Annotated in this window: 14 protein-coding genes; 1 reads left to right on the top strand and 13 read right to left on the bottom strand. The window is 39.6% G+C overall.

Annotated features, from left to right (window positions below; translation table 11 throughout):
* Positions 1–46: 46 nt before the first annotated feature.
* From ACUN24_RS17135 to ACUN24_RS17075, 13 genes are all read right to left on the bottom strand, one after another.
* Positions 47–2,110 (bottom strand): aceric acid hydrolase, encoded by a 2,064-nt coding sequence (locus ACUN24_RS17135; protein ID WP_445563603.1) that lies wholly within the window; start codon positions 2,108–2,110, stop codon positions 47–49.
* Positions 2,111–2,132: 22 nt separating this feature from the next.
* Positions 2,133–2,726 carry a hypothetical protein gene (locus ACUN24_RS17130; RefSeq protein WP_445563602.1) on the bottom strand — a complete coding sequence of 198 codons (594 nt, stop codon included), beginning with the start codon at positions 2,724–2,726 and terminating at the stop codon, positions 2,133–2,135.
* Positions 2,727–2,750: 24 nt separating this feature from the next.
* On the bottom strand, positions 2,751–6,194 hold the full coding sequence (locus tag ACUN24_RS17125) for a glycosyl hydrolase (protein ID WP_445563601.1): 3,444 nt from the start codon (positions 6,192–6,194) through the stop codon (positions 2,751–2,753).
* A 127-nt stretch (positions 6,195–6,321) separates the two neighbouring features.
* Positions 6,322–7,623 carry an L-fucose:H+ symporter permease gene (gene fucP, locus ACUN24_RS17120; protein ID WP_445563600.1) on the bottom strand — a complete coding sequence of 434 codons (1,302 nt, stop codon included), beginning with the start codon at positions 7,621–7,623 and terminating at the stop codon, positions 6,322–6,324.
* Positions 7,624–7,776: 153 nt separating this feature from the next.
* Entirely contained in the window at positions 7,777–8,220 is a 444-nt protein-coding gene (locus tag ACUN24_RS17115; RefSeq protein WP_445563599.1) for a MaoC/PaaZ C-terminal domain-containing protein, read from the bottom strand.
* A gap of 237 nt (positions 8,221–8,457) precedes the next feature.
* A complete protein-coding gene (locus ACUN24_RS17110; protein WP_445563598.1) occupies positions 8,458–9,540 on the bottom strand; it encodes a Gfo/Idh/MocA family protein in 1,083 nt (360 codons plus the stop codon).
* Positions 9,537–10,775, bottom strand: a complete 1,239-nt coding sequence (locus tag ACUN24_RS17105; protein ID WP_445563597.1) for an extracellular solute-binding protein — start codon at positions 10,773–10,775, stop codon at positions 9,537–9,539. The genes ACUN24_RS17110 and ACUN24_RS17105 overlap by 4 nt, the downstream gene beginning before the upstream one ends.
* Positions 10,768–11,931 (bottom strand): CaiB/BaiF CoA transferase family protein, encoded by a 1,164-nt coding sequence (locus ACUN24_RS17100; RefSeq protein WP_445563596.1) that lies wholly within the window; start codon positions 11,929–11,931, stop codon positions 10,768–10,770. Before ACUN24_RS17100 ends, ACUN24_RS17105 begins: the two co-directional genes overlap by 8 nt.
* Positions 11,932–12,166: 235 nt before the next feature.
* The gene (locus ACUN24_RS17095) at positions 12,167–13,318 is read right to left on the bottom strand and encodes a CaiB/BaiF CoA transferase family protein (RefSeq protein WP_445563595.1); all 1,152 of its coding nucleotides are present in this window, start codon (positions 13,316–13,318) and stop codon (positions 12,167–12,169) included.
* The gene (locus tag ACUN24_RS17090) at positions 13,315–14,475 is read right to left on the bottom strand and encodes an ABC transporter substrate-binding protein (protein ID WP_445563594.1); all 1,161 of its coding nucleotides are present in this window, start codon (positions 14,473–14,475) and stop codon (positions 13,315–13,317) included. Before ACUN24_RS17090 ends, ACUN24_RS17095 begins: the two co-directional genes overlap by 4 nt.
* A 462-nt stretch (positions 14,476–14,937) precedes the next feature.
* Positions 14,938–17,358 carry a glycoside hydrolase family 2 TIM barrel-domain containing protein gene (locus tag ACUN24_RS17085; RefSeq protein ID WP_445563593.1) on the bottom strand — a complete coding sequence of 807 codons (2,421 nt, stop codon included), beginning with the start codon at positions 17,356–17,358 and terminating at the stop codon, positions 14,938–14,940.
* A 241-nt stretch (positions 17,359–17,599) separates the two neighbouring features.
* Positions 17,600–18,625, bottom strand: coding sequence for a glycosylase (locus ACUN24_RS17080; RefSeq protein WP_445563592.1), 1,026 nt, complete (start codon positions 18,623–18,625; stop codon positions 17,600–17,602).
* Between the two features lie 91 nt (positions 18,626–18,716).
* Positions 18,717–21,473 carry a family 78 glycoside hydrolase catalytic domain gene (locus tag ACUN24_RS17075; RefSeq protein ID WP_445563591.1) on the bottom strand — a complete coding sequence of 919 codons (2,757 nt, stop codon included), beginning with the start codon at positions 21,471–21,473 and terminating at the stop codon, positions 18,717–18,719.
* Positions 21,474–21,747: 274 nt separating this feature from the next.
* Here ACUN24_RS17075 and ACUN24_RS17070 point away from each other — a divergent pair, with 274 nt between their 5' ends.
* Entirely contained in the window at positions 21,748–22,521 is a 774-nt protein-coding gene (locus tag ACUN24_RS17070) for an IclR family transcriptional regulator (RefSeq protein WP_445563590.1), read from the top strand.
* Positions 22,522–22,893: the final 372 nt, after the last annotated feature.

Here is a 22,893-nt window from a genome sequence, read left to right as displayed (position 1 = left end):
TTAGCTGTAGATGCTGAAATGAATTCAGCATGACGATAATCCGTTTTTACCTACTTACCGGCAGCCATACCGACATTTCTGAGTGTCCTCTGTTTCCCCATGCAAAATAAGGCACCAGTTTGATTTCTATTTCTTCGTTTTTAAAATCAATTGGCCTGTACAAGATATTTTTCCAGTTGTTTGGCTCTACTATTTTTGCGTTACCGGTCAGACTCATCATTTCAGCCCCATCGATATTGATAGACTTTGCCTCGAATTTGGTTGAGGTAGGTACAAATGCGTTGAAAATACTTTTTCCAGGCAGATCTGTCGATTCTAAACAGTATACAATCGGGCCACGTTTTACAGCGATCTGGTTTCTGTTTTCTTCAACCAATGGATTAGCCTCAATTAGTGTCGCCTCCATCGGAAGGTTTAATTCTATAACATCACCTTTTCTCCAAACACGGCTGATTTCTGCATAAGTTCCGGAAACGGCTTTAACATTTTCAGTTTTTCCATTGACCGTAATTTTTGCATCATGTGTCCAGGACGGAATCCTTAAAAACATCGCGTAAGCTTTATTACCTGTCTCTTTAATGGTGATTGTTATCTTTCCATCCCATGGATAATTCGTTTCTTCTGTTAAAAAAATTTTGCTGCCGTTAGCTAATTTAGTACTTAAGTTATTTCCACCATATAGGTTAAACCACAAACCTTTATCAGAAACACTGTAAGCATAATCGCTTACCTCGGCAATGGTACGTACAACATTTGGCGGACAGCAATTTGATAGCGCAATATAGGGTACTCTATCTTTCGACCAGCGTTGTTTAAAAGGCAAATCATCCGATTGGGCCAGTGGATTGGTGTATAGAAAATTCTTACCGTCCAGGCTGATTCCTGATAAAACGCTGTTGTGCAAAGCCAGTTCCATTACATCAGCATATTTGGCATCACCAGTAATTTGTAACATACGCCAGTTCCAGAGCACGTTACCAATGTTGGCGCAAGTTTCATTATGAGCGGTGAAATTGGGCAGCTGGTAGTCGCGGCCAAATGCCTGATGGATTTTCTGCACATCTGCAGGGTTGTAAGATGTACCATCTGGCGAAGTACCATCATAGAGCGAGCCACAGCCGCCAGTAATATACATTTTGTGTTGATTTACATCATCCCACATTAAATTTAAAGTATTTAACAGGGAGTCTTTCCCGGTTTCGGCATAAAGGTCGGCCACACCGGCGTAAAGATAATTGGCCCTTACCGCATGCCCCATAGCTTTAGTTTGCTGCAAAAACGGAATCCGATCCTGGTTATCGTCTGTTCCATCATCAATTTTACCTTTAATGGCAATTAAATGTTTGGCAAGTTCGAGATAACGCGGATCTTTTGTGGTGCGGTACATTTCTATCACACCCATATAATGGGATGGACAAATGGCGTTTCTTGCTAATGTTGGTGATGCTGATTTATAGAAGTTGTATAAATAATTGGTTGCTTTCTTAGCAATGTTGAGTAAAGATGTTTTGCCGGTAGCGCGGTAATGGATGCAACCCGCTGTCATTAAATGGCCAATATTGTACGATTCAAAACTTAAACGATCCTGAAACTGGTTTTTAGAGCCTGTTTTACGCTGCTCGATCATCGCTTTGGTATAAATATATCCATCCTCACGCTGCGATTTACCGATTACTGCAATGGCCTGATCCATCATTTCATTCAACTTTGGGTTTTTAGTTGAAGCATATAAAACGGCAACCGCTTCCAAAGTTTTGTAATAATCGCCATCATGGAAAGAGGGGCCTGAATGAGATCCGGTATCTAATCCTGCGGCAATTCTGAAATTTTCGAACGCATGGCTGATTTTCGGATCGTTATAAATGGCGCACATGTTAGGTACCATGGTTTCTGTAGCTACCTTGAAACGATCGGCCCAAAAACCCTTCGTCCAGGTTACATCAGCCATGTTGATACTGTGCAATTTGGCATATGGCGAATTTGATGTATTCACCAAAGCTTTATCCTGTGCTTTTAAATTTCCTGTTAGAAAAAGCATCGCAACAATAAATACCTGAAGTGGTAAAGCCTGGGAGACAGAATATTTGTTAATATGGAGTAGCTTTTTCATTGTTCTTCTGTTTAATTGAATTTCACCAGTATAATTTATTGCCAAAAGATTTTAAATTCTGAAGCGTGGGCAATGGCCTTATCATTATTTTGTTTGTGTACTTATTTGAAGCTTTTGCTGAACCTAACGGAGTTGTAATTGCTGTTTTCACTCCAGATACAAGATCAAACACCGTCTCGGTTGTCGAATTTTGCCCATCATATACTACGCTGGAGATTTTAATCAAGTGGAAACTTCCGTTTTTATAGATGAATTTATGTTCAAAGCGGACATCATTTTTTTCGGAGTTCATTAATAAATATCCACTTTCAATAAAAAAATATGGTATTGAATTCTTAGTATGTATGCCGTTTACATATTGGGGTTCAATTACGTCTGTTGAAGAGAAAACCAATTTAAATTTCTTATTGGGCTGTTGAAAAAATATTTGCAACCTCAATGGAACGGATGCGTCGATGGTATCCATTGTAATTACGGTTTTATCAGTTAAACCATCTTTATTTAAATCGCCTTTTTCTAGTCTGACCTGAACATTAAAATTATGCTTTACTTTCTTTTTTTGCGCGAAAACAACAGTTTGAACCAAAACAAGAACTAGTACAATTATTTTTTTCATTTATTTGAAATATTTAATGCTCAATTACTCTTCCACTTGTATCACTACTGGGCCTAATAATCCCGCAGGATTTAAAGGCTTGCCTTCTAATCGGAAAGGTGCAGTTGTTTTAGTAATTCTTTTATTTTCTGGCAGTTTGCTATCACCAATTAAACGATTAGCCCAGGTATTGGTCACTTCAATCGTAATTTGATTTTCACCTTTTTTGATCGCTTTACTAATTTCTAAACGGTGCGGAGCAGTCCATAAGGTGCCACAATTTATACCGTTGATTTTAACTTCTGCGATGCTGGAGAAAGTACCTAAATCAATCCAGATTTTACCCTTAAGATCTTCATTAAAGGTGAAGTTTTTGCTGTACACAGCAGTTCCTGAATAATATTTAACCAAACTATCTGTATTTAATGTCCAATCGGTTAATTCATTAAAAATGATAGGTTTTGATGGGCCTGCATACGCCGTATCAAATTTTGCCTGCCAGTTTTTGGAGATATCAATGTCAGTTTTTTTGATCTCTTTTGCTTTCGCATCTTTTAGTTGTTTCTCTGCGCTTTGCGAATTGGGTAAATAAACACCTGGCGTATCTAAAACCACAAAGATTGATTGATTTGGATACAGGGTTAACTTTAGATTTGTTCCGGCAAGAGCATTGTTGAGTTTATGAACTGTAAACCAGGCATTACTTACCGCGTCATAGGTTTTTACTGATTTTTTACCCTTCCTTAAAGTTAAAAAAAGTTCTCTTTTTCTATTTTCCTGATTAGTGATAAAATAAATCTCCTTTTCTCCATCAATTCTGTGTGCATAACCTATACCTTTTGCATAATTTTCCTTAGTCTGGTCATCTGTTAAGTCACTTACATTTAAATCTCTTTCTAAACCTAAGGCATCAAAAGTTTCTCCGTAGAAGGGTGCTTTAAAAACCTGACCTAAACCTAAATCTTTCTTATAAACTGGTCGACCATTATTTTTATAAGACTCGAAATTCCCTTCCCAGATTTCTTCTATAATTGCATCAAAAATAGTTTTTTTAACTTGTTTAAATTCAGATTGATACAATGGCTTATCTCCAACAATTACTTTAGCACCAGCTTTAATCAATTCCAGCAGTTTTTTAACAGTGCCATAACTCATATACTGATAATTCGGATTCATTTTCATGTTACCTGGTATTACCAAAACTTTATACGTTGCACCACTCTCGAAAACTACATTTCCATCCTTAACAGTTGCTGTACTTAGTACATCCGGATTAAAACTATCGTAAGCATAACCTCGTAATGGGTTTACCCAATTTTCTGGATCGGCCATGTTTGCAGAATGGGTTACCCCAGCTGGGATTTGCCTTAAAGGTTCACCAACATTTGCGAGGCGTTTCTGCTCTGCTTCTACTACATCTGCGCCAAAAATACCGGGTAAGGTTTCAACCAAACGATCAGGCAATACGGAACGGCGTGGCAATTCCTCACCCGTAAAAACGGCTATATCAACAACAGGTTTACCTTGTTGAAGTAAATTTTGAGTACGTTCTGCATATTCTATCCATGCTTTTCCGACTTTCCACCAGGTTTGGTCGCGTTGAAAATATAGGCCAACCCCATCTAAAGTCATTCCTGGTTTCCGATCAGTCCAGGGGTTGTGTGTAAAAACGTGATAAACCAATTTATTGATCCCAAGGGCATAATTACGATCCTGTAAAGTTTTCATATTTGCCGGGTTTTCATTCCAGTCCATACGAACGGTAGTAAAAGCCTCGGCCTGGATAATGTTTTTCCCATAAATATGTGCGCCTGAAATGGCATCTAACATATCATTTGGTTTGTCATGCGTGGGGCTGTTTAACCAAAATTCGCCCATTGGGATGTCGACAGTTTTGTAATGCATTAAACCATCACTCATCATGGTTGGTGCAATACTTTCAGCCGTAAAAGTCACGCCCTGATCTTTTGCCAGTTTAGCAAGCGTTTTATAAAACTGATCAACCACCAATTCAGAAATCGTTTTTCGAACATCGTAAAGGAAATTTTCGGATACGGATACATTCTCTACAGGTAATCCGGTCATGATGGGTAAATAAGGTGTTAAATCGTAGCCCCTACGCTTTAAAAACTCGGCTTTAAATATCTTCGACCAATTCTGACTGCCGCATTCCCAGCTGTCTACATGGAAAACGCTTAAAACTTTTTTAGCGATTTCTGGTCCGCCATGTTTTAAAGCTTCACCATACCAGCTTTCGAATTGTAATTTTACCGCTTCCGGATTAAATTTATCACACTCCAATCCTTTTCCACCGCCACCAGTTGCGTTGGTATGTCCTGTTGAAGTATGGCCAATTCTTAAAATTGTCCAATTGCCTTTCGGCGCTTTCCAGTTTAAAGTTCCGTCCTTATTTAATTTATTGGTAAGACTAATAATTTTATTCAACGGCACACATAAATTCTTAGCAATTTCAGCGTCGGTACTTCTTTTACTCACCCGCCAAACAGAACCGTTTTTACCCTCAAACTGATTGATTTTCGCTTCTGATGATAACTCCAGATTGACCAATTTTAACGATGGCTTCCATTTGGCCGCATCCAGATCTTCCGACCCTGGTTCAGATCCCTTTTTATCATAAATAAACCTGAAAAATTTGGCTGTAGTTGGCGTAATGGAGTGCGTCACATCTTCATCGGTATCTTGCCAGCCATGACGGGGCGCTTCCAACCTGCCTATGGATCGGAAATTTTTGCCATCATCACTTACCTCAAGAGCCAAACGTTGTGCCTGATAGTTATTTCCGCTGACTTTAATGGTTATGGTTCTGCAGGTAAAGGGCTTTGCAAATTCATATTGAATGTAACATGGTTCATTTGAACCAAAGTTTTTCTTATTCTGTGGCTGAACCAAGCCCGTGGCATCAGCTCCATTGCTTGCCGTAATTTTTGGAATAACCGTTCTGGTAGAAAGGTTTTCACCAAGCGGAGATGGATACGCATAAACTGCTATATCCTTATAATAATTTTCTTTTGATTCTGGTTGAGGTAAAGTGATTTTACTATTTGAATTACTGATGTTTATCTTCGACCATACCACTTTTTGCATGGAAAGTTCTGGTGTGATCCAAGGTCCACCTGCCAGGGCGAAACCATCACTCACATGCATGCCTAATTTCAGATCTAACCGTTTTGCCTCTGTCATGGCAAATTCTACCATTTGCCACCATTCGGGCGTTAACTGAACTGCCGGTGGCGAATAAACAGGTATTTTATCTGGCCCCTGGATACTCATTAAATAAGCACCTGCTATGCCATTTGATTTCATCGCTTCCAGATCGGCAGTAATGCCTGCTTTGGATACAGCTCCTTTAACCCAATACCAGAATACCCAGGGTTTAGCATTTTCATTCTGTTGTGCACCAGCATTTGACGCCAGGAAAAAGTTTGACAACAACACAAATACCAGAATTTTACTAAACCTCAATTTCATTTTTTAAAAATTTATGGTCATGCCCAGGGTTGTTTTTACTACCCGAAGCAATCTTTCTCTTCAACAGAAATACTTTTACTAAAAGTATAGATAGACTTTATTTTACTAACGTAATGAACAACTTATATTATTTGTGTGCGATTTTATACCCTCTTAAGCCGAAATAAAGAATAACCACAAAACACACCAGTGGGATGCTGTAACCGATCTGAATATTATCGCCATACATATCGATTAAACTTCCCATTCCAAATGGCAAAATGGCTCCGCCCACAATCGACATAATCAACCATGATGACCCTGGCTTGGTGTCGTCGCCTATGCCCTCTATTCCTAACGCAAAAATGGTTGGGAACATAATCGACATAAAAAAGCCTATTGCACCAAGCGCATAAACCACATAAGAGCCTTTTCCTAATATAGCTACCAAACACAATAAGATAGAGATTACCGCATAGATAGCGAGCAACTTATTCGATGACACGAACTGAAGGATCGCGGTTCCTGCAAAGCGGCCAATAGTAAATAACAAACCATAAATTGCCAGATATGATGCTGCTGTTTTCTCGTCAAACCCGCCGCCTTGCTGAGCCATTCTGATAAAAAAACTGGTAACACAAACCTGCGCACCAACATAAAAGAACTGAGCAACTACTGCCCATTTTAAATGTTTGTGACGTAGTGAACCGAAAAAGCTTCCCTTTGCTTCACCATCAATGCTTTTCGTTTTAATTTCAGGAAGATGGATAAAGTAGAATATTGCGGCTATAACCAATAACACTATTCCAAGCGTAATGTAAGGTGTTTTCACCGACGCAGCCTCTTCAAGGAAGTAGTTGTTTCGGCTAACTTCGGTCATCGCAGCCAGTTCCTCTTTTGTGTGCGATTTACCCGATAGAATAAACAATCCGCCAATCATTGGTGCAACCATTGCAGCCAATCCGTTGAAAGATGCAGCAAGGTTTAATCTGCTTGTTGCTTTTGCAGGATCGCCCAATACAGCAGCGTAAGGATTTGCCGAGGTTTCGAGCATGGTTAAACCGCAACCAATAATGAAAAGTGCGATCAAAAATGTGATGTAAGAGAGGTTATTGGCAGCTGGAACAAACAAAAATGCACCGAAAGCAAAAGCCAGTAAACCTGAGATCATGGTTGCTTTATATCCCCATTTTTTCAAAATCATTCCGGCTGGAATAGCCATTAAAAAATAAGCGAAGAAAACAGAGGTATCAATCAACGTTGATTGTTTATTGTTTAAATTACAAGCTTTTTTTAAATGTGGAATCAGAATCGAATCGAGGTTATGCGCCATTCCCCAAAGGAAAAACAAGCTGATTACGAGTATAAAAGGTAACAGGTACTTCTTTCCTGATGAGGAGTCGCCCCCGGTTACAATTTCTGGCTGTGTGGTTATTGGTTCATTAGTCATTGGTTCATTGGTTTAGTTTAATAGTTTTTTGGTTCATTAGCCGTTAGTTTATTTTTATATTAGTCAATAGTTCATTGATGATCGATCGTTTTAATGATCCCTGGTAAGACTGTCGCTATAGGCGCCCAGACCAATTAACTATTGACCATTGAACTAATGAACCTTTTTCACCACCAAAAGATGGTCGCACACCAATACCACTTGTCCATGTTGGTTAATGATCTCAACGTGTTCGGTTACGGTGCCATATTCCGGCCTTTTGCTTTCTCCTTTTTCAGAAATGGTAATTTCGGAGTGAATGGTATCGCCAATAAAAACAGGTTTTACAAAACGTAATTTATCGTATCCTTTACTCATGGCCTCAGGATTAATTTCTGATGCGGTTAAGCCGATCCCAATGCTAAAAATCATCGTCCCGTGGGCTATTCTTTGTTTGAAAGGTTGTGTAGCACACCATTCTGCATCCATGTGGTGCGGGAAAAAATCGCCGGTATGTCCTGCGTGAACGACAAAATCAGTTTCTGTTATCGTGCGACCTAAGGTTACGCGCTTATCCTGTAATTGGTAATCTTCAAAAAATGTTGATTTGAAATACATAGTTTTAGTTTCTTGTAAGCGATACAATCGCTTTTCTCATACATCCTCGTTACAAACGAGGACGATTTAATTTTATAATTCCGTCATTGCGAGTTTTCGATTTTTCATCGAAACGAAGCAATCTTTCTCGCAAAACAGATTGCTTCGGTAATCTTAAAAATGAAATACATAATTTTCTTATGTAAGCGATATAATCGCTTTTTTCCTACATCCACGTTATAAACAAGGATGATATTCTTAGTTATTTAATTGTTCTTTCACTTTAATTCCTCCAATATCACTCGATTTATACGCACTTTCTACTACTGCCATGGTTTGAATTACATCTTCTACACTGGTATTTAAAACGTCGCTTGAACCTTCATTGTACCGCATTAAATTGGCCATTGTGCCGATAAAAGCTTCCGGAAACCAGGAGCCTTCCAGTTTTATAGTTTGCCATTCTGGTGATTTCCCCTCTTCTACAATGCAATATTCAAAAACATCGGGTACACCATGCGGGTAATCCATCAACAAACCAATTTTAGCTACAATTGCACCTTTGGTTCCCTCCCATTTAATATAACTTTCCTGGTGGTTTGGACCGAAATCATGATCATGATTGGTGTTAATCACGGCATGCATGGTATCGCCATAATCGAATAAAATGGTAGAACGCGAAGATGACAAACTTTTAGCCGGATGTTTTAATGTTTTGGCCAGGATACTTTCCGGATTGCCCAAAAACGAGCGAATTAAATCTACATAATGAATGCTATGGTACTGGATTTCTAAACGCGGATGAATAATCACATGAGGGAAAATCTCCCATGGCGTTTTAATCGTCACCCGAACTTCCATATCGTATAATTCGCCTATTAAACCTTTATCGATCAGGTATCTTGCAGCACTTACAAATGGTGCAAAGCGTAATTGAAAGTTTATAGCTGCTTTTAAGTTTTTCGACCGGCACAATTCGAGGATTTCCTTAGCCTGTGTAAAATCATCGCCCATTGGTTTTTGGATCAGTACTGCACTTCCATCAGGCAACTGTTTTAACGTTTCGATATATTGTTCGGGCATGATGGTTAAATCGTAAACAGCGTTTGCAGGAGCCAGCTTTACCGCCTCGGCTACTGAATTATACACATTCGGAATGCCGAAGGTATCTGCCAGTTTCTGTGCCCTTTCTTTAGTTCGGTTTACAATGCCGTGAACCTCGAAACCTGCAATTTTATAGGCCGGAAGATGCGCATCGGCCACAATGCCGCCAGCACCAATAATAATAATGGGCTGTTTGCTTTGGGGTAATTCTGGTTTATATTTTATATCAATGCTCATTTGTCAATTTCATTAATCTGGTTTTGCGCCAGTCGAATCAATTCTTCGGTAAATTGATCTGTATTTATAGCCTGCAAAACCATCTGGTCGATTATTGCTGCAATTGCAGCCCAGTTGGCTTTTTGCGGTAACATATTGGCCACCTCATGTAAAGCTTCGAGTTTATGGTAGTATGGGATTATTTGATTGATTTCTTCATCTGTCCAGGTTGAAATCCGACAACCAATTCCGCCTTCTAAGGTGAGTTGTTTGTCTTGTTCTTTATCCAATGCAAAACGAAGAAAATCGTATGCGATATCTTTGTTTTTACTCCCCTTGGCAATGGTATAAAGCCAGTATACGTTTAAAGAAGCTGATTTTTCATTAAAGGCTGAAGGTAACAGTTCAACATCAATTTTGCCTTTCACCTTTGAATTTGCATCTACTTCACACATAGCCGCAAAACCAAACCAATTAATCATCATTGCAGCCTCACCTTGCGAAAAGGCTATTCCTGCAGCAACAGATTCGAATTGTGCCGATTTTGGGTGAAAAGCGGTTTTGTCATTCACTATCGTGCGATAGAAATTAAGCCCATCAATTGCCGCTTGGGTATTAATCTGGATATGGCCATGTTGATCTACCAGGCTTCCACCTCTGGTCCACAATTGCAAACAAAAATCAAAAACAGTATTATGGCCATCAGGGTAACAGGCGAAGATACTCCCGTAAAGGTTATCTTGAGGACGGTTAAAGAACCTGGCAATCTGATGAAAATCTTCCCAGGTTTTCGGTACATCTAAAATTTTTCCATACTGCGTTAAATAGTTGGCTTTTTCGGTCTCGCTTTCGAACAGGTCTTTGCGGTAAATAAAACATTCAGGCCCGTCGTGAAAGGGCAGCCCAACTACTTCCCAGCCAAAACGCTGTAAACTTAAAAGCGACTTGCTCCAACCTCTCGGAAAATCGTCGGGTTTATTTTTATTGATGTAAGGATTTAAAACTTCAAAATCATGATTGGTATAACCTTCTAAAACCCAATCGGTACTAATATGTGCAATATCAAAGTCGCCATTGGCTAAACCTTTTTGGGTAATGGTACTGTCGTAAAGTTCGTGTAAATCCATCACCACCATTTCCAATTTCAGTTTGCAACCCGAAACCATACAATATTGCGCCCAAAATTTCTGCATGGCAGATTCAAAGGGTGCAAATTTACGGACGGCTATCCTGAAAGTATCTATCTGGTTATGCATTTGCAGTTGTATGCTGTGTTATAAATTCTTTGATAATTCTCTCATTATCCTGTCCTAATTTAGGCGAACCTTTTGCTGAGGTAAGCAACTCACCATCAATACGGATCGGGCATCTGGTGGTTTCATATTTATACCCATCTATCATTTCCACTTCCTGGATCATCTTCAACACCTTAAACCCGTCGTGCGCCATTAACGCATTCCAGTTTAAAACATCGGCACACCAGATATCGGCAGGTTCCAGTATGGAAAGCCACTTTTCGGTGGTGGCCGATAGAAGATGATTGGCTAAAATAGCCTTAATCTCATCGCGTTTATCAAACGCTTCGCTCACTTCAACGTAATCTTCCAGCTGCTCACATCCAAGCAAATTGCCTAACTGTGGAATTGAACCCATCGCCAGGGCTAAATATCCGTTTTCGGTTTGATAAATCCCATAAGGAGCACCTAAATATGCGTTTGCATTGTTCTTTTTTGAGCGTTCGGGTAAGCTTCCACCATCATTCATAAAGGTGGTAATGGTTTCGAACTGGAAATCGTAAGCAGACTCCATCATGCTTACCTGCACAAACCCGCCTTCATTTTTTATGGCTTTTCGATATAAACAAGCTAAAAGTCCTTGTGCTAAATGTGCGCCGGCCAGCATGTCTACAATGGATAAACCCATGGCAACAGGACCACTATCGGCATTTCCTGTTAAAGAAGTTAGACCAGTAACCGATTGTAAAAGTAAATCCTGACCTGGTTTATTTTTCCATTCCGTGTTGTTGCCATAGCCTGAAATTTCACCATAAATAATTTTAGGATTTAAAGCGGTAACCGATTGATAATCGAAACCCAAGCGTTCCATTACGCCCGGGCGGAAGTTATGAATCATTACATCTGCCTTTTTTAGCAGTTGGCGAACCATTTCGCAATCTTCTTCGCTTTTTAAATCAACTTCAAAGCTTTCTTTATTTCTGTTGATGGCATGAAAAACTGACGATTCGCCATTCATAATCAAATTTGAGGTGTATAATGTACGGCAGATATCGCCTACACCCAAACGTTCAATTTTGATTACGCGGGCGCCCATATCGGCCAGGCGCAAACCTGCCGATGGGCCAGAAAGAAACTGGCTGAAATCGATAACTAAATAATCTTCAAGCGGTAGCATAATTTTACTTTTTTAAATAGTCACTTCAAGTAACGCGATCGTCATCTCGACCGTAGTGGAGAGATCTATTCAATCTTTCTCAGATAGATTTCTCCATTACCCTGCGCTTCATCCGATAGCTATCGGATCGAAATGATGACTTTATTTTATATTTTATTTTTCGTTTGTCATTCTGAGCCTGTCGAAGAACCTTTTGTAGATTTATCTTTGCGTTTCGACAGGCTCAACGTGACAATTAATTCAATTCAAACTCTTTATTAATCTCTGCGGTATTTCCCCCAAGTTTTGGCGCGGCTTTAGAAGCAAATAACTTTTCGTTATCCAAGCGGATCGGGCTCACCGTTGTCTTAATTTTTTTGCCATCAGCTAAATCCAGTTGCTGCTCGATATCCAGTTTTTTATAGGTATTTAAAGCTGTTGCCGTTCGGTAGCTCAATACTTCAGCGCACCAGATACCGTGACTTTCCAAAAGATCAACCCAATGTTTTGTATTTTCCTTTTTAAACGTTGCAGCTAAGCGAACAATCAACTTATCACGGTTTTCGAAGGCTGAACCAGCCTCAACGTATAAGTCAGTAATATCACAATTAATAATTGCACAGATATTCGGCAGGTTGCCCATGGCCATGGCAATATAACCATCGTTGGTTTCGTACATGCCATAAGGAGCGCTTAAATAAGCGTGCGCACTTCCTTTTGCTCCGCTTCTATCGGGTAATTTTCCGCCATCATTTAAGTAGGTGGTTAATACTTCAAACTGTACATCTAAAATGGATTCCAACAAACTCACCTCAACCAACACACTTTTATTTGTTTTGGCCCTCTTGATTAAAGCGGCCATAATGCCTTGCGTCAAGTGGTTCCCGCACATAATATCAGAAACGGAAAGGCCAAACGGAACGGGCCCGTCTACATCAATTCCTGATAAAAAAGTAAGACCTGAAACAGATTGAACCAACAAATCCTGCCCTGGCTTGTTTTTCCACGGGCCTTCACTTCCATAACCGGTGACCAGGCCATAAACAATTTTGGGATTGATTTTTTGAACGTTTTCATAATCCAGGCCAATTTTCTCCATTACACCAGGACGGAAATTATGCGTCATCACATCGGCCTTGCTGATTAATTTTTTAAGTCTTTCTAAATCTTCCGGATTTTTTAAATCGGCGGCATAACTTTCTTTATTCCGGTTGATGGTGTGAAAAAGCAGGCTGTCTTCATCCACAAAAAGATTCTTGATGGATAAAGATCTGCAAGCATCGCCTGTTTTTGGTCGTTCGATTTTAATCACACGGGCACCCAAATCGGCCAGTTTTAAGCCTGCCGAAGGTCCTGCCAAAAATTGACAAAACTCTAAAACCAAAAGTCCTTCTAACGGCTTGTTCATGATAATACTAAGCTTTTAGATTGCTGATACAATTCATTCATGGCGGTTAAAATCTGGATTTCATCGCCTCCATTCATTAAATAATCGCGAACCATATCACCTGCATGGTCTTGAAAATACATGGAGCCATGGTAACGTGGACGGAGAAAAGCTCTTTGTAAGGCAGGTAAGGTATTCAGAAAATAATGCTGACTCTGGCGATTGACTTCTTCGTTTTTCCAGGCTGATAAATGCCCGGGTTGACCACCGCTTTCAAAAAACAAGGTAGACTGACAAGCCGGTGAACCTACAAATTCCACATATTTGGCAGCCATCTCCAATGCATCGCATTTAGCAGAAATGGCTAAACCAGTTCCGCCCAATGTGCTTCTTAGATTGGTTTTACCATCTAAAGAAATCATATCGTGAAAATGCAAGGTTTTGCGGGCATAACCATTACGCGAATAGTTCGAGTAGCCATAAGCAAAAGGGCAATACGCAATTTCGTCGTTTAAAGTCATCGCTTCGTACACCTGAATGGGGTTTCTGTTGAAATTGGCTTTATCCATTTTTGAAGCCAATCCCCGGTACATTTTCAACACCTTAACACCCGTTTCAGTAGAAACCACTTCCTCTTCATTTTGGCAAGGATCCTCTCCTAAGGAACAACAAAGCGTATAAAAATTCATTAAAACATCAATGGGAATGCCCGCAAAGGCAACCAAACCTTTATCAGCAAGCACCAACAAATCATCAAAAGATTTTGGCAGTTGCAATCCTTTTTTGGCTAATAAATCTGGCCTTGAAGCGGCTACGGGGGTTGCAGCATCTATCGGCAAAGCCCATAAATGGTCATCATAGAAGTAACTCTCGTAAGAATGACCTACCGAATTTTCTTCCTGGTCTTTCAAATATTCTGGAGAAAGATAAAGGTCTAAAGGCACAATTGATTTTGTTTTGGCGGCAAAACCTGCCCAGGGATGATCGATTACCAACAGATCAAATTGTTCTGCCAATTCCTGGATTGAAAAATCAGCAAATTGCTGCAAACTTCTTTTCTCCCAGGTGATGTTTACATTTGGGTGTAATTCTGAAAATCGCTGCGCCGTAGCCACCATCGGCAAAAGCCCACGACTATGGTTCCAGGTTATTCCTTTTAAATTAATTGTATTTTCCACTTTATTTTCTTTTTATTTCTTTGTCATTCTGAACGCAGTGAAGAATCTTTCCTATTTCACAAACCCCTATTCAATTGCTGCCTTAGTAGAGCTTGTTTCCCATAGTTTGCAGATTCTTCGTTCCTCAGAATGACAATGCCTTTTATTCTCCTCTAATGGTAGGTGTCTCACCAACCATGTTTTATTTCGGTCGGTGAGACACCAACCGATAGATTCAAGAGCCTGTTTGCTATAGCTTGCAGATTCTTCGTTCCTCAGAATGACAATAGCTTTTATTGTTCTCTAATGGTTGGTATCTCCACCAACCAAGTTGTTTAATTTTTATTTCGGTCGGTGAGACACCAACCGATAGAATCATTTCTGTTATTCTATTTACCTGTTTTTATAATTTATTTTATTTATTCTCAAATTGTGGTTCGTAAAGAAACGAACCATGGCTATTCTTCGCGGCCACTTTTCTCATCATTTCCCAGTATTAATTATAATCGAAGACGACATCAAACCAGCTGATGATGCCGTTAGTTTAATTGTTCCTGTTTTTTCTGTTGACTGCAATATGGCTAAGCATAACCCATGAAATGCTTTGCGGTAATTCGCTTTAAAAGGCTCAACACTGGCCTGAAAGCCGTTATCAACGCCAGCGATAAAGCCAACACCATCTACTTTAAAATCAACCAGATTATCAGCATCCGGCACTACATTTCCGGCAGCATCTAAAATGCGGACAGTTATGAATGATAGATCCTTACCATTTGCTTTAATATTTTTTCTATCAGCGATTAATTCGATTTTTGCCGGAGCTCCTGCCGTTTTAATCTCTCGTACTAACACTTTTTTTCCATTTTTGCGTGATACAGCCTTTAATGTTCCAGGCTTAAAAGGTACCTTCCAAAGCACATGTAAATCATCCCCCTGTTTTGATCTTTTACCTAAAGATTTTCCGTTCAGATAAAGTTCTACTTCATCGGCATTGTTGTAATACGCCCAAACCTCAACTGATTTTCCTTGCTGCCAGTTCCAATGGGGTAAAATGTGCAATACTGGTTTGTTTGTCCATTCGCTTTGGTACATATAATATGAATCTTTCGGGAAACCCGCTAAATCGACAATGCCGAAATAAGAACTTCTGGCTGGCCAGGGATATGGTAGTGGCTCGCCGAGATAATCGAAACCTGTCCACACGAATAAGCCCGATACATGATCGTATTTTTTAGCTGCTGCCCAGGTTTCTTCATGTGTGGAGCCCCAATATGCAGAAACATTATCGTAAGCAGATGCCGACCATTCTTTATTGCCTTCGGTAAACTTCGTTTTTCCATCTTTCGGCCAACGGCGGATGGTATCGGCTGTATCATAAAAACCCCTGGTTTCAAGCGCGGAGGTAGTTTCAGTAGCTAAAAACTTAACGCCTGGATAATTTTCAGGAAAATCTTTGTAGAGTTTATGGTTATAGTTTAAGCCGTAAATATCAAGCGCCTTGGCCTGGTAGATAAAATTCTTTTCAGCTTTTGTTTCTGTTAGTGCAGAAATTACAGGTCGGCTTCTATCCAGATTTTTAACAATTTTAACCAACTCCTTCGTTAACGCAATACCTGTACTGTCAAACTGCTCGCGGATTTCGTTGCCAATGCTCCAAAGGATAATAGATGGATGATTACGGTCGCGTTTAATCATGTCCTCCAGGTCAGCTTTATGCCATTCCGGAAAATTCAGGTGATAATCATTTTTAGTTTTCTTCTTCGCCCACATATCAAAAGCTTCGTCCATTACCAAAAAGCCCATTTTATCGCATAAATCCAGAAACTCAGGTGCTGGCGGATTATGAGCGGTACGGATGGCATTTACACCCATGGCTTTCATGATTTCGAGCTGGCGCTCCATCGCACGTACGTTTACGGCAGCGCCTAAAGCACCTAAATCGTGGTGCAGACAAACACCCAGGATTTTCATCGGTTTTCCATTTAAGGAGAAACCTTTTAGCGCATCAAAATGGAATCTCCGGATACCAAAAGTTGTACTTTGTTGGTCTATAATTTGATTTTCCGAATCAATGATTTTAGCCACTAAGGTGTATAAATAGGGTCTTTCTACCGACCATATTTCCGGCTGACTGATCAGCAGGTTAGAAACACCTTTACCAGTATTATCTTCGATTATATCTTCTTCCAAAACATGTTTTAAAACCTGTTTTCCCTCTCTGTTTATTACCGAAAATTCAACCTTATACTTTTTGGTTTTATCTAAGGATTTATTTATAAAACTAACATGAGGTTCTATGTAGCCTACTTTTTGCCCTGGCTTTAAAGTACCGCCATCTGTTGATTCTCCGAAATCGCCACTTACAAAACCGGATTCAACAAAAAGGCCATGTTGACTTATTGATACTTTGGCTGTAGATGTTAACCATACATTCCTATAAATGCCTGATCCTGAATACCAGCGTGAATCGGGCTGTGCTGAATTATCAACTTTAACGGCAATGATGTTTTTTCCAGATTTTAGGAATTTGCTGATCTCATAAGAAAAGGAACTATAACCATAAGGTCTTTTGCCTAAATATTCTCCGTTTACCCAAACTTCACTATTTTTATATACGCCATCGAATTCGATGTTGATGAGTCGGTTTTCGAAATTAGCTGGTGCTATAAATTCCTTTCTATACCAGCCTATGCCAGTAGGCAAACCTCCACCCTCAGGTTTTGCAGGATTTTTCTCATCGAATTTTCCTTCAATGCTCCAATCGTGCGGCAAGGTTAATTTTCTCCATTTTAAATCGTCGAATGAAGGTGATTTAGCATTCGGTTCATCGCCCAGGAAGAATTTCCAGTCTTTGTTAAAGCTTGTTCTAATTCTCAAATCGTCATTGCGAGCCCGATTTTTCATGGGGAGAAGCAATCTTTCCTGTAAAATAGATTGCTTTGTCGTTCCTCCTCGCAATGACGGAATTACGGGCGCAGTGGAGAAATCTTTATTGTAAGGGCTGCTGCTAAATTCAAAGATTTCTCCACTACGCTGCGATTCAGTCGAAATGACGGTCGAAGACGATTTGGAGCCGCAATAGCCTACCGGAAATAATACTAAGAGCGAAAAAATCAAAAATCTATATTTTATTAGCCTCTTCATGTTATTTCTTAATTTCGCTTACAAAATTTACTTTACTCTTACCCAAATCTTTCGATGTAGCCACAGCAATGCCGCGCTGATCTAGTTTATTTACAGCACAATAAAAATGGTACACCGTGCCTTTGTATTTCAGTACGAAAGATTTATGTGCATACAGTTCATCATATTTTTCTGATGATTCAATCAGGTTATCGCCTGTCCAGTCGACCCAGTTTACCAGATCATTAGAGGCGGCAAAGCGATTAAATGAACCCTTTCTGTCTTGCCAGAAGGCGCCAAAGTAAAACATTACCCAGGTGTTGTTAATTTTCTGGATAACAGCATCTCCTGTAATGCCCACAGGATGATGAACCACAGGATTTTTATTGAACCGTTGCCAATGAATCATATCATCAGAAACAGCCATACCAATTCGCTCATACCAGCGTGTTTTTTTATTGTTTACTAAAGAATCACCAACAGCATTGTAATACATTACAAACCGATGTCCCGTTAATTTTTGTTTATCTTCAATTACCGTACTTTTAAAAAGTTTGTTCCGGTTTTCCCACCAACGTACATCTGCATCACCCGAAGTCAAAACGGGTTTATCCAGCCTATTCCACTCCTGAACCATTGATGGATCATTCGTGGTATAAGCCATTCCAATGGATAAAGGCTCTACTTCGTAACCTTTTTCTTTCCCGCCGAAATACGACATCCAATATTTACCATCAAATTGATTTACCCCATAACTTCCACCCCATTTGGTATCCAATAAAGCATTATAACCAGCTTTTTGGCTATCATCCCAATGGCCTGCATCAGCAAAAGACATCAGTTTACCCTGATTTTCCCAATGCAATAAATCTTTACTTTTTGCCAGCCAGGTCTCGTAACCACGACCACTAAAAATCAGGTAGGTCATGTACCAAAACTTCCCTTTACGGAAAACTGTTGGACAATCCATTTTATGCTGATTATCTTCAGGAACCATTACCAAGCCATATTTATAAGGCGTTTTTACTTCCTGATAAATTTTTTCCATGGTTTCCGCTGAAACAGGGTTTGCAACTTCCTGAGCTAATACGAGAACTATAGATAAAATGCCTAATATGAACAATGGGATCGCTTTCATACTACTTTATACAAAATTTGTAATGACCAGAACCTATTGAGATTCTCATCTTTCCGTTCGCACGCTCCATAGGTACGAATCCATTGTTAAATTCTTCAGTAATGTTATTTTGAGTGAAAGAAATGGGTAAATAAACTGTCGCTTTTGTATTTACAGGGATGTTGATTTCTAAAGTGAAATTTTTATCTGTTTTCTCCCATTTGGTCGATATTTTGCCATAAGGTGAATTGTAGTTTACATTGGCTGAAGTTAAATCACCCACTATTTCCGGTTCTATTTTAATTTGCTTGAAAGCAATCGAATTTTCTGCCTGACGGATACCACCCACGCCACTGTATAACCATTCCATTAAATGGCCGAGCATAAAGTGATTATTGGAAACCGTTGGTAAAGCGGCCCACGATTCCGTTAAAGCGGTAGCGCCTTTGGCGATCTGCATGCCATAACCGGGTACATCAGATCGGCTGTTCATGTCAAAAATTATATCCGATCGGCCTGCATCTTCCAAAACACGAAGCACATAACGGTAACCAATATCGCCTGCTGTTAAACTGTTTTTACGATCCCTGATGTCTTTAACCAAATTCTCAATCACTGCAGTTTTATCTTTTTCTTCAACTAAACCCATATATACGGCCATTGCATTTGCAGTTTGAGATCCCGTTGCATACTGTTTGGCTTTAGTATCGAAAAACTTATTATTGAAAGATTTCCTCACTTCAATAGCCAGTTTTGCATAATTCATAGCATCAGCTTTTTTACCTAAAAGTGTTGCTATTTTTTCCATGGTATTTAAATCGTAGTAATAAATTGCTGTACCCGTAACGCCCATTGGGGTTAACTGGGAAACACCTGGTGGTTTTGGGCCTAGATCATACCAATCGCCTAAACCCTGCGAAAGGATGTGGCCGTTCGCCTTGGTGGCAAGGTAATTAACGTAGCGCTGCATCATTGGGTAATAATCAATCATGGCCTGTTGATCACCATACCACTGGTGTAAATACCATGGCATTAAAATACCACTGCTGCCCCACTCTGGCGAATCGCGAAACATATCGCCACCCCATTCGAACTTTACATATTCAGGTGCAATTTCAGGGATCAAACCGCTGGCCAGTTGCGAGTTTTTCATATCCTGTAATGCCTTTTTGAAAAGTGGCGCTGCATTATAATTATAGCGTACCGAACTGCCCATTAAATGCAATTCCTCTAACCAGCCCAATTTTTCGCGGTGCGGACAATCAGTAAAAACACTAACCATGTTGCTTTTAATTGCCCAATCAATCAGGCTGAAAGTTTTATTGAACAGCTCGTTCGAGGATGAAAACTTACCTACCTGCTCAGCTGCATTCCTGATGTGTAGGGCTTTTAAAGCTTCTATTACAGCTTTGCCTGTTGTGTTTCCTTTACCTGAAGGCACCCCACCTTTAACCTGGAGATAACGAAATCCGGTATAAAAGAATTTAGGACGCCAGGTTTCTAAACCCTCTCCTTTTAATATATAGGTAAAATAAGATGGTCCGCCGATATTTTTTTGTGTTACCGAACCATCAGCTTTTAATAGTTCAGCCGGTGTTATCCGGATAGTATCTCCTTTTTTACCTCTGACTTTCAATTCGATAATGGCTGATGAATTTTGTCCCATATCATAAACCCATTCACCATTGGCAACCCTATCAATATTTTGAGGCATAAAATTTTCGAAAATCTTTAGGGGTTCTTCTTTCTGCGCATTTAATTCCTGCCCATCAACCAATAACGATGATTTCCATTTACTATCTTTAAAACCAGCCAAATCCCAGCCTTTTTGCTCAAGATTGGCATTATAATCTTCTCCCCCGTAAATACTCGAAAAAGTAATGGGCGATGGTGCGGTTTTCCAACTTTGGTTACTGATGATATTCGCTGAAGTTCCATCCGTATATTCGATTAACAGCCTGCAGATCATTTTCGGATAACCATAGGCTACTTTTAATTTTCTATACCTTTCTTTAACAGGAGGAATATAATAGAAACCATTGCCCAGCATCACGCCGATTGCATTTTCACCTTTATTTAGCTGTTTAGTTAAATCATAAGTCAGGTATAAAGCCGATTTATCATACTTTGTCCAGCCGGGTGCTAAAAGGTCATCGCCAACTTTCGTTCCGTTTAGCGTCATTTCAAAATGGCCTAAACCAGAAATAAAAGCTGTAGCTTTTTTAATTTTCTTAGTTACCGTAAAACCTTTGCGAAACATGGGCAGAACGTTGTTGCCGTTGTATTTGTCTTTTTTACCATCTGTTGGCAAGCTGTTTATATTAGAATCTGCCAGTTTTTCATAGGCAATCCATTTGGCGCCTTTCCAATCATCTTTACGGAGTAATCCCATTTGCCAAAAGGCTGAGGCACTCCAGGCAGATCGATTTCCAGAATTATCCCAAACACGAATTTTCCAATAGTAACTTTTAGCTGCTTGTAGTTTAATTCCTTTAAAAGGTATATGAATGGATTGACTTGAATTCACTTTTTTAGTATCCCATATTTCGCCAATATTCTTGTCAAGATTGCTTTTACTGCCCGAAACTAAAATCTGGTAGGCTGTTTGCATCACATTGTGTTTTGATGAATGTAGTTTCCAACTCAAACCCGGCGATTGTACATCAATTCCAATCGGATTATTGCGATATTCACAATCCAACTGAGCAACCTTGATATCTTGCGCAAAAAGCGGAATGCTTAAGAGAAAAAGCCAGGAAAAGATTACGAGTTTACTCATCAATTAATCTACACCGTTTCAGCGTTTGCTTAGGTTTATAAATGGTTATCAGTGATATAATTTAGCCTGAAATAATTTCTCAATTCTTTTGAATTAAGCCTTTTAAATTCCGTAACTTTAAATTACCATCTCTAATTCAAATATAAATGTTTTTTTTAAATATGAAAACATATATTCGTATTTAAATTATGTAAAATCTTCTCTTGTATAAATAAGAAAGCATTTTGTATGTTTGAAATTGTAAAAAATACGCTACAGCCAAATTTAAACCCGTATGAACGAAAAAGAATCGAAGTACCAAGCCCCTGCTTTGGATAAAGGACTTGATATATTGGAATATTTATCAGCACAATCGATCCCATTATCTCAAACTGAAATCGCTATTGGTATTGAAAAAACACCTAACGAAATATACAGGATGTTGATGAGTTTGGAAAGTCGGGGTTACATTTTACGCGATGAAGTTTCGGGTAAATACAGGCTCTCGCTAAAGCTTTTTTACCTTTCGCACAGGCACTCTCCTATTGATGAACTGCGTAAAGCTGCACAGTTTCCGCTGGAAGAACTGGCCAACAGTATTCGTCAGTCGTGCCATTTGAGTATTTTATACATGAACCAGGTCATGGTGATTATCCATGCGAAAAGCCCGGGACCAATTGCGCTCTCTATTGAAGAGGGAAATCTATTTCCATTGCCATTAACTGCATCTGGTAAGGTTTTATTGGCGTATATGCCCAAGGCTGAGCGTATAAACACCTTAAAAAACAATGCCATTTTTAAGAAATACGCCAAACCGCAACAAGAAGATTTCTTAAGTTCTTTAACGGATATTCAGCAAACAGGCTCTTATTTAAAAAATAGTGATTCTGTTTCGGGTGTTACCGATATTTCAGTACCCATTGGTATCGAAAGTAACAATGGCATTATTGCCTGTTTAACCATTTCGATGTTAAATGCATTAAATGTTGATCAGACGATTGCAAATGATGTGATCCTTGCTGAGGCCTACAAATGCGTTAAAAAGATAGAGCAAAGGATTGGAGTTTAACCCCCAATCCCCTAACGCAGGATTTGGTCCCGGTAAGCTATTGAGCGGTTTAGTGTGTAGCCAAAAAGAACTGAGTTTTGTTAAATAAACCTGATAGAACGGAAAGCCCGGAGCGAAGAATGAGTGAGGACTTGGAGGAATAGCAGGGCTTTCATCACCTAAAAGCACCGAACCCCGCTTTTCTAAATAATATTGACCACCTTAATAACCTCCAGTACATCTATTCTGCAAAAGCTTAATTTATTACTATTGCCAAGGGTTAACTACCAATTGATATGGGGGTTACCCAAGCTGCGCAAGGGGCCGGGCTTTGCAGGGCTACGCTGCGCTCCGGTATCAATGAAGACCTGTGAAACAAGCAAGCATACCATA

Source organism: Pedobacter sp. WC2501, assembly GCF_052682415.1.
This window is presented reverse-complemented; position numbering and strand designations above follow the sequence as displayed.

Excerpts from the sequence above, each read along its gene's own strand:
- ACUN24_RS17135 (WP_445563603.1), bottom strand. The coding sequence starts at position 2,110 with ATGAAAAAGCTACTCCATATTAACAAATATTCTGTCTCCCAGGCTTTA.
- ACUN24_RS17130 (WP_445563602.1), bottom strand. The coding sequence starts at position 2,726 with ATGAAAAAAATAATTGTACTAGTTCTTGTTTTGGTTCAAACTGTTGTT.
- ACUN24_RS17125 (WP_445563601.1), bottom strand. The coding sequence starts at position 6,194 with ATGAAATTGAGGTTTAGTAAAATTCTGGTATTTGTGTTGTTGTCAAAC.
- fucP (WP_445563600.1), bottom strand. The coding sequence starts at position 7,623 with ATGACTAATGAACCAATAACCACACAGCCAGAAATTGTAACCGGGGGC.
- ACUN24_RS17115 (WP_445563599.1), bottom strand. The coding sequence starts at position 8,220 with ATGTATTTCAAATCAACATTTTTTGAAGATTACCAATTACAGGATAAG.
- ACUN24_RS17110 (WP_445563598.1), bottom strand. The coding sequence starts at position 9,540 with ATGAGCATTGATATAAAATATAAACCAGAATTACCCCAAAGCAAACAG.
- ACUN24_RS17105 (WP_445563597.1), bottom strand. The coding sequence starts at position 10,775 with ATGCATAACCAGATAGATACTTTCAGGATAGCCGTCCGTAAATTTGCA.
- ACUN24_RS17100 (WP_445563596.1), bottom strand. The coding sequence starts at position 11,931 with ATGCTACCGCTTGAAGATTATTTAGTTATCGATTTCAGCCAGTTTCTT.
- ACUN24_RS17095 (WP_445563595.1), bottom strand. The coding sequence starts at position 13,318 with ATGAACAAGCCGTTAGAAGGACTTTTGGTTTTAGAGTTTTGTCAATTT.
- ACUN24_RS17085 (WP_445563593.1), bottom strand. The coding sequence starts at position 17,358 with ATGAAAAATCGGGCTCGCAATGACGATTTGAGAATTAGAACAAGCTTT.
- ACUN24_RS17080 (WP_445563592.1), bottom strand. The coding sequence starts at position 18,625 with ATGGAAAAAATTTATCAGGAAGTAAAAACGCCTTATAAATATGGCTTG.
- ACUN24_RS17075 (WP_445563591.1), bottom strand. The coding sequence starts at position 21,473 with ATGAGTAAACTCGTAATCTTTTCCTGGCTTTTTCTCTTAAGCATTCCG.
- ACUN24_RS17070 (WP_445563590.1), top strand. The coding sequence starts at position 21,748 with ATGAACGAAAAAGAATCGAAGTACCAAGCCCCTGCTTTGGATAAAGGA.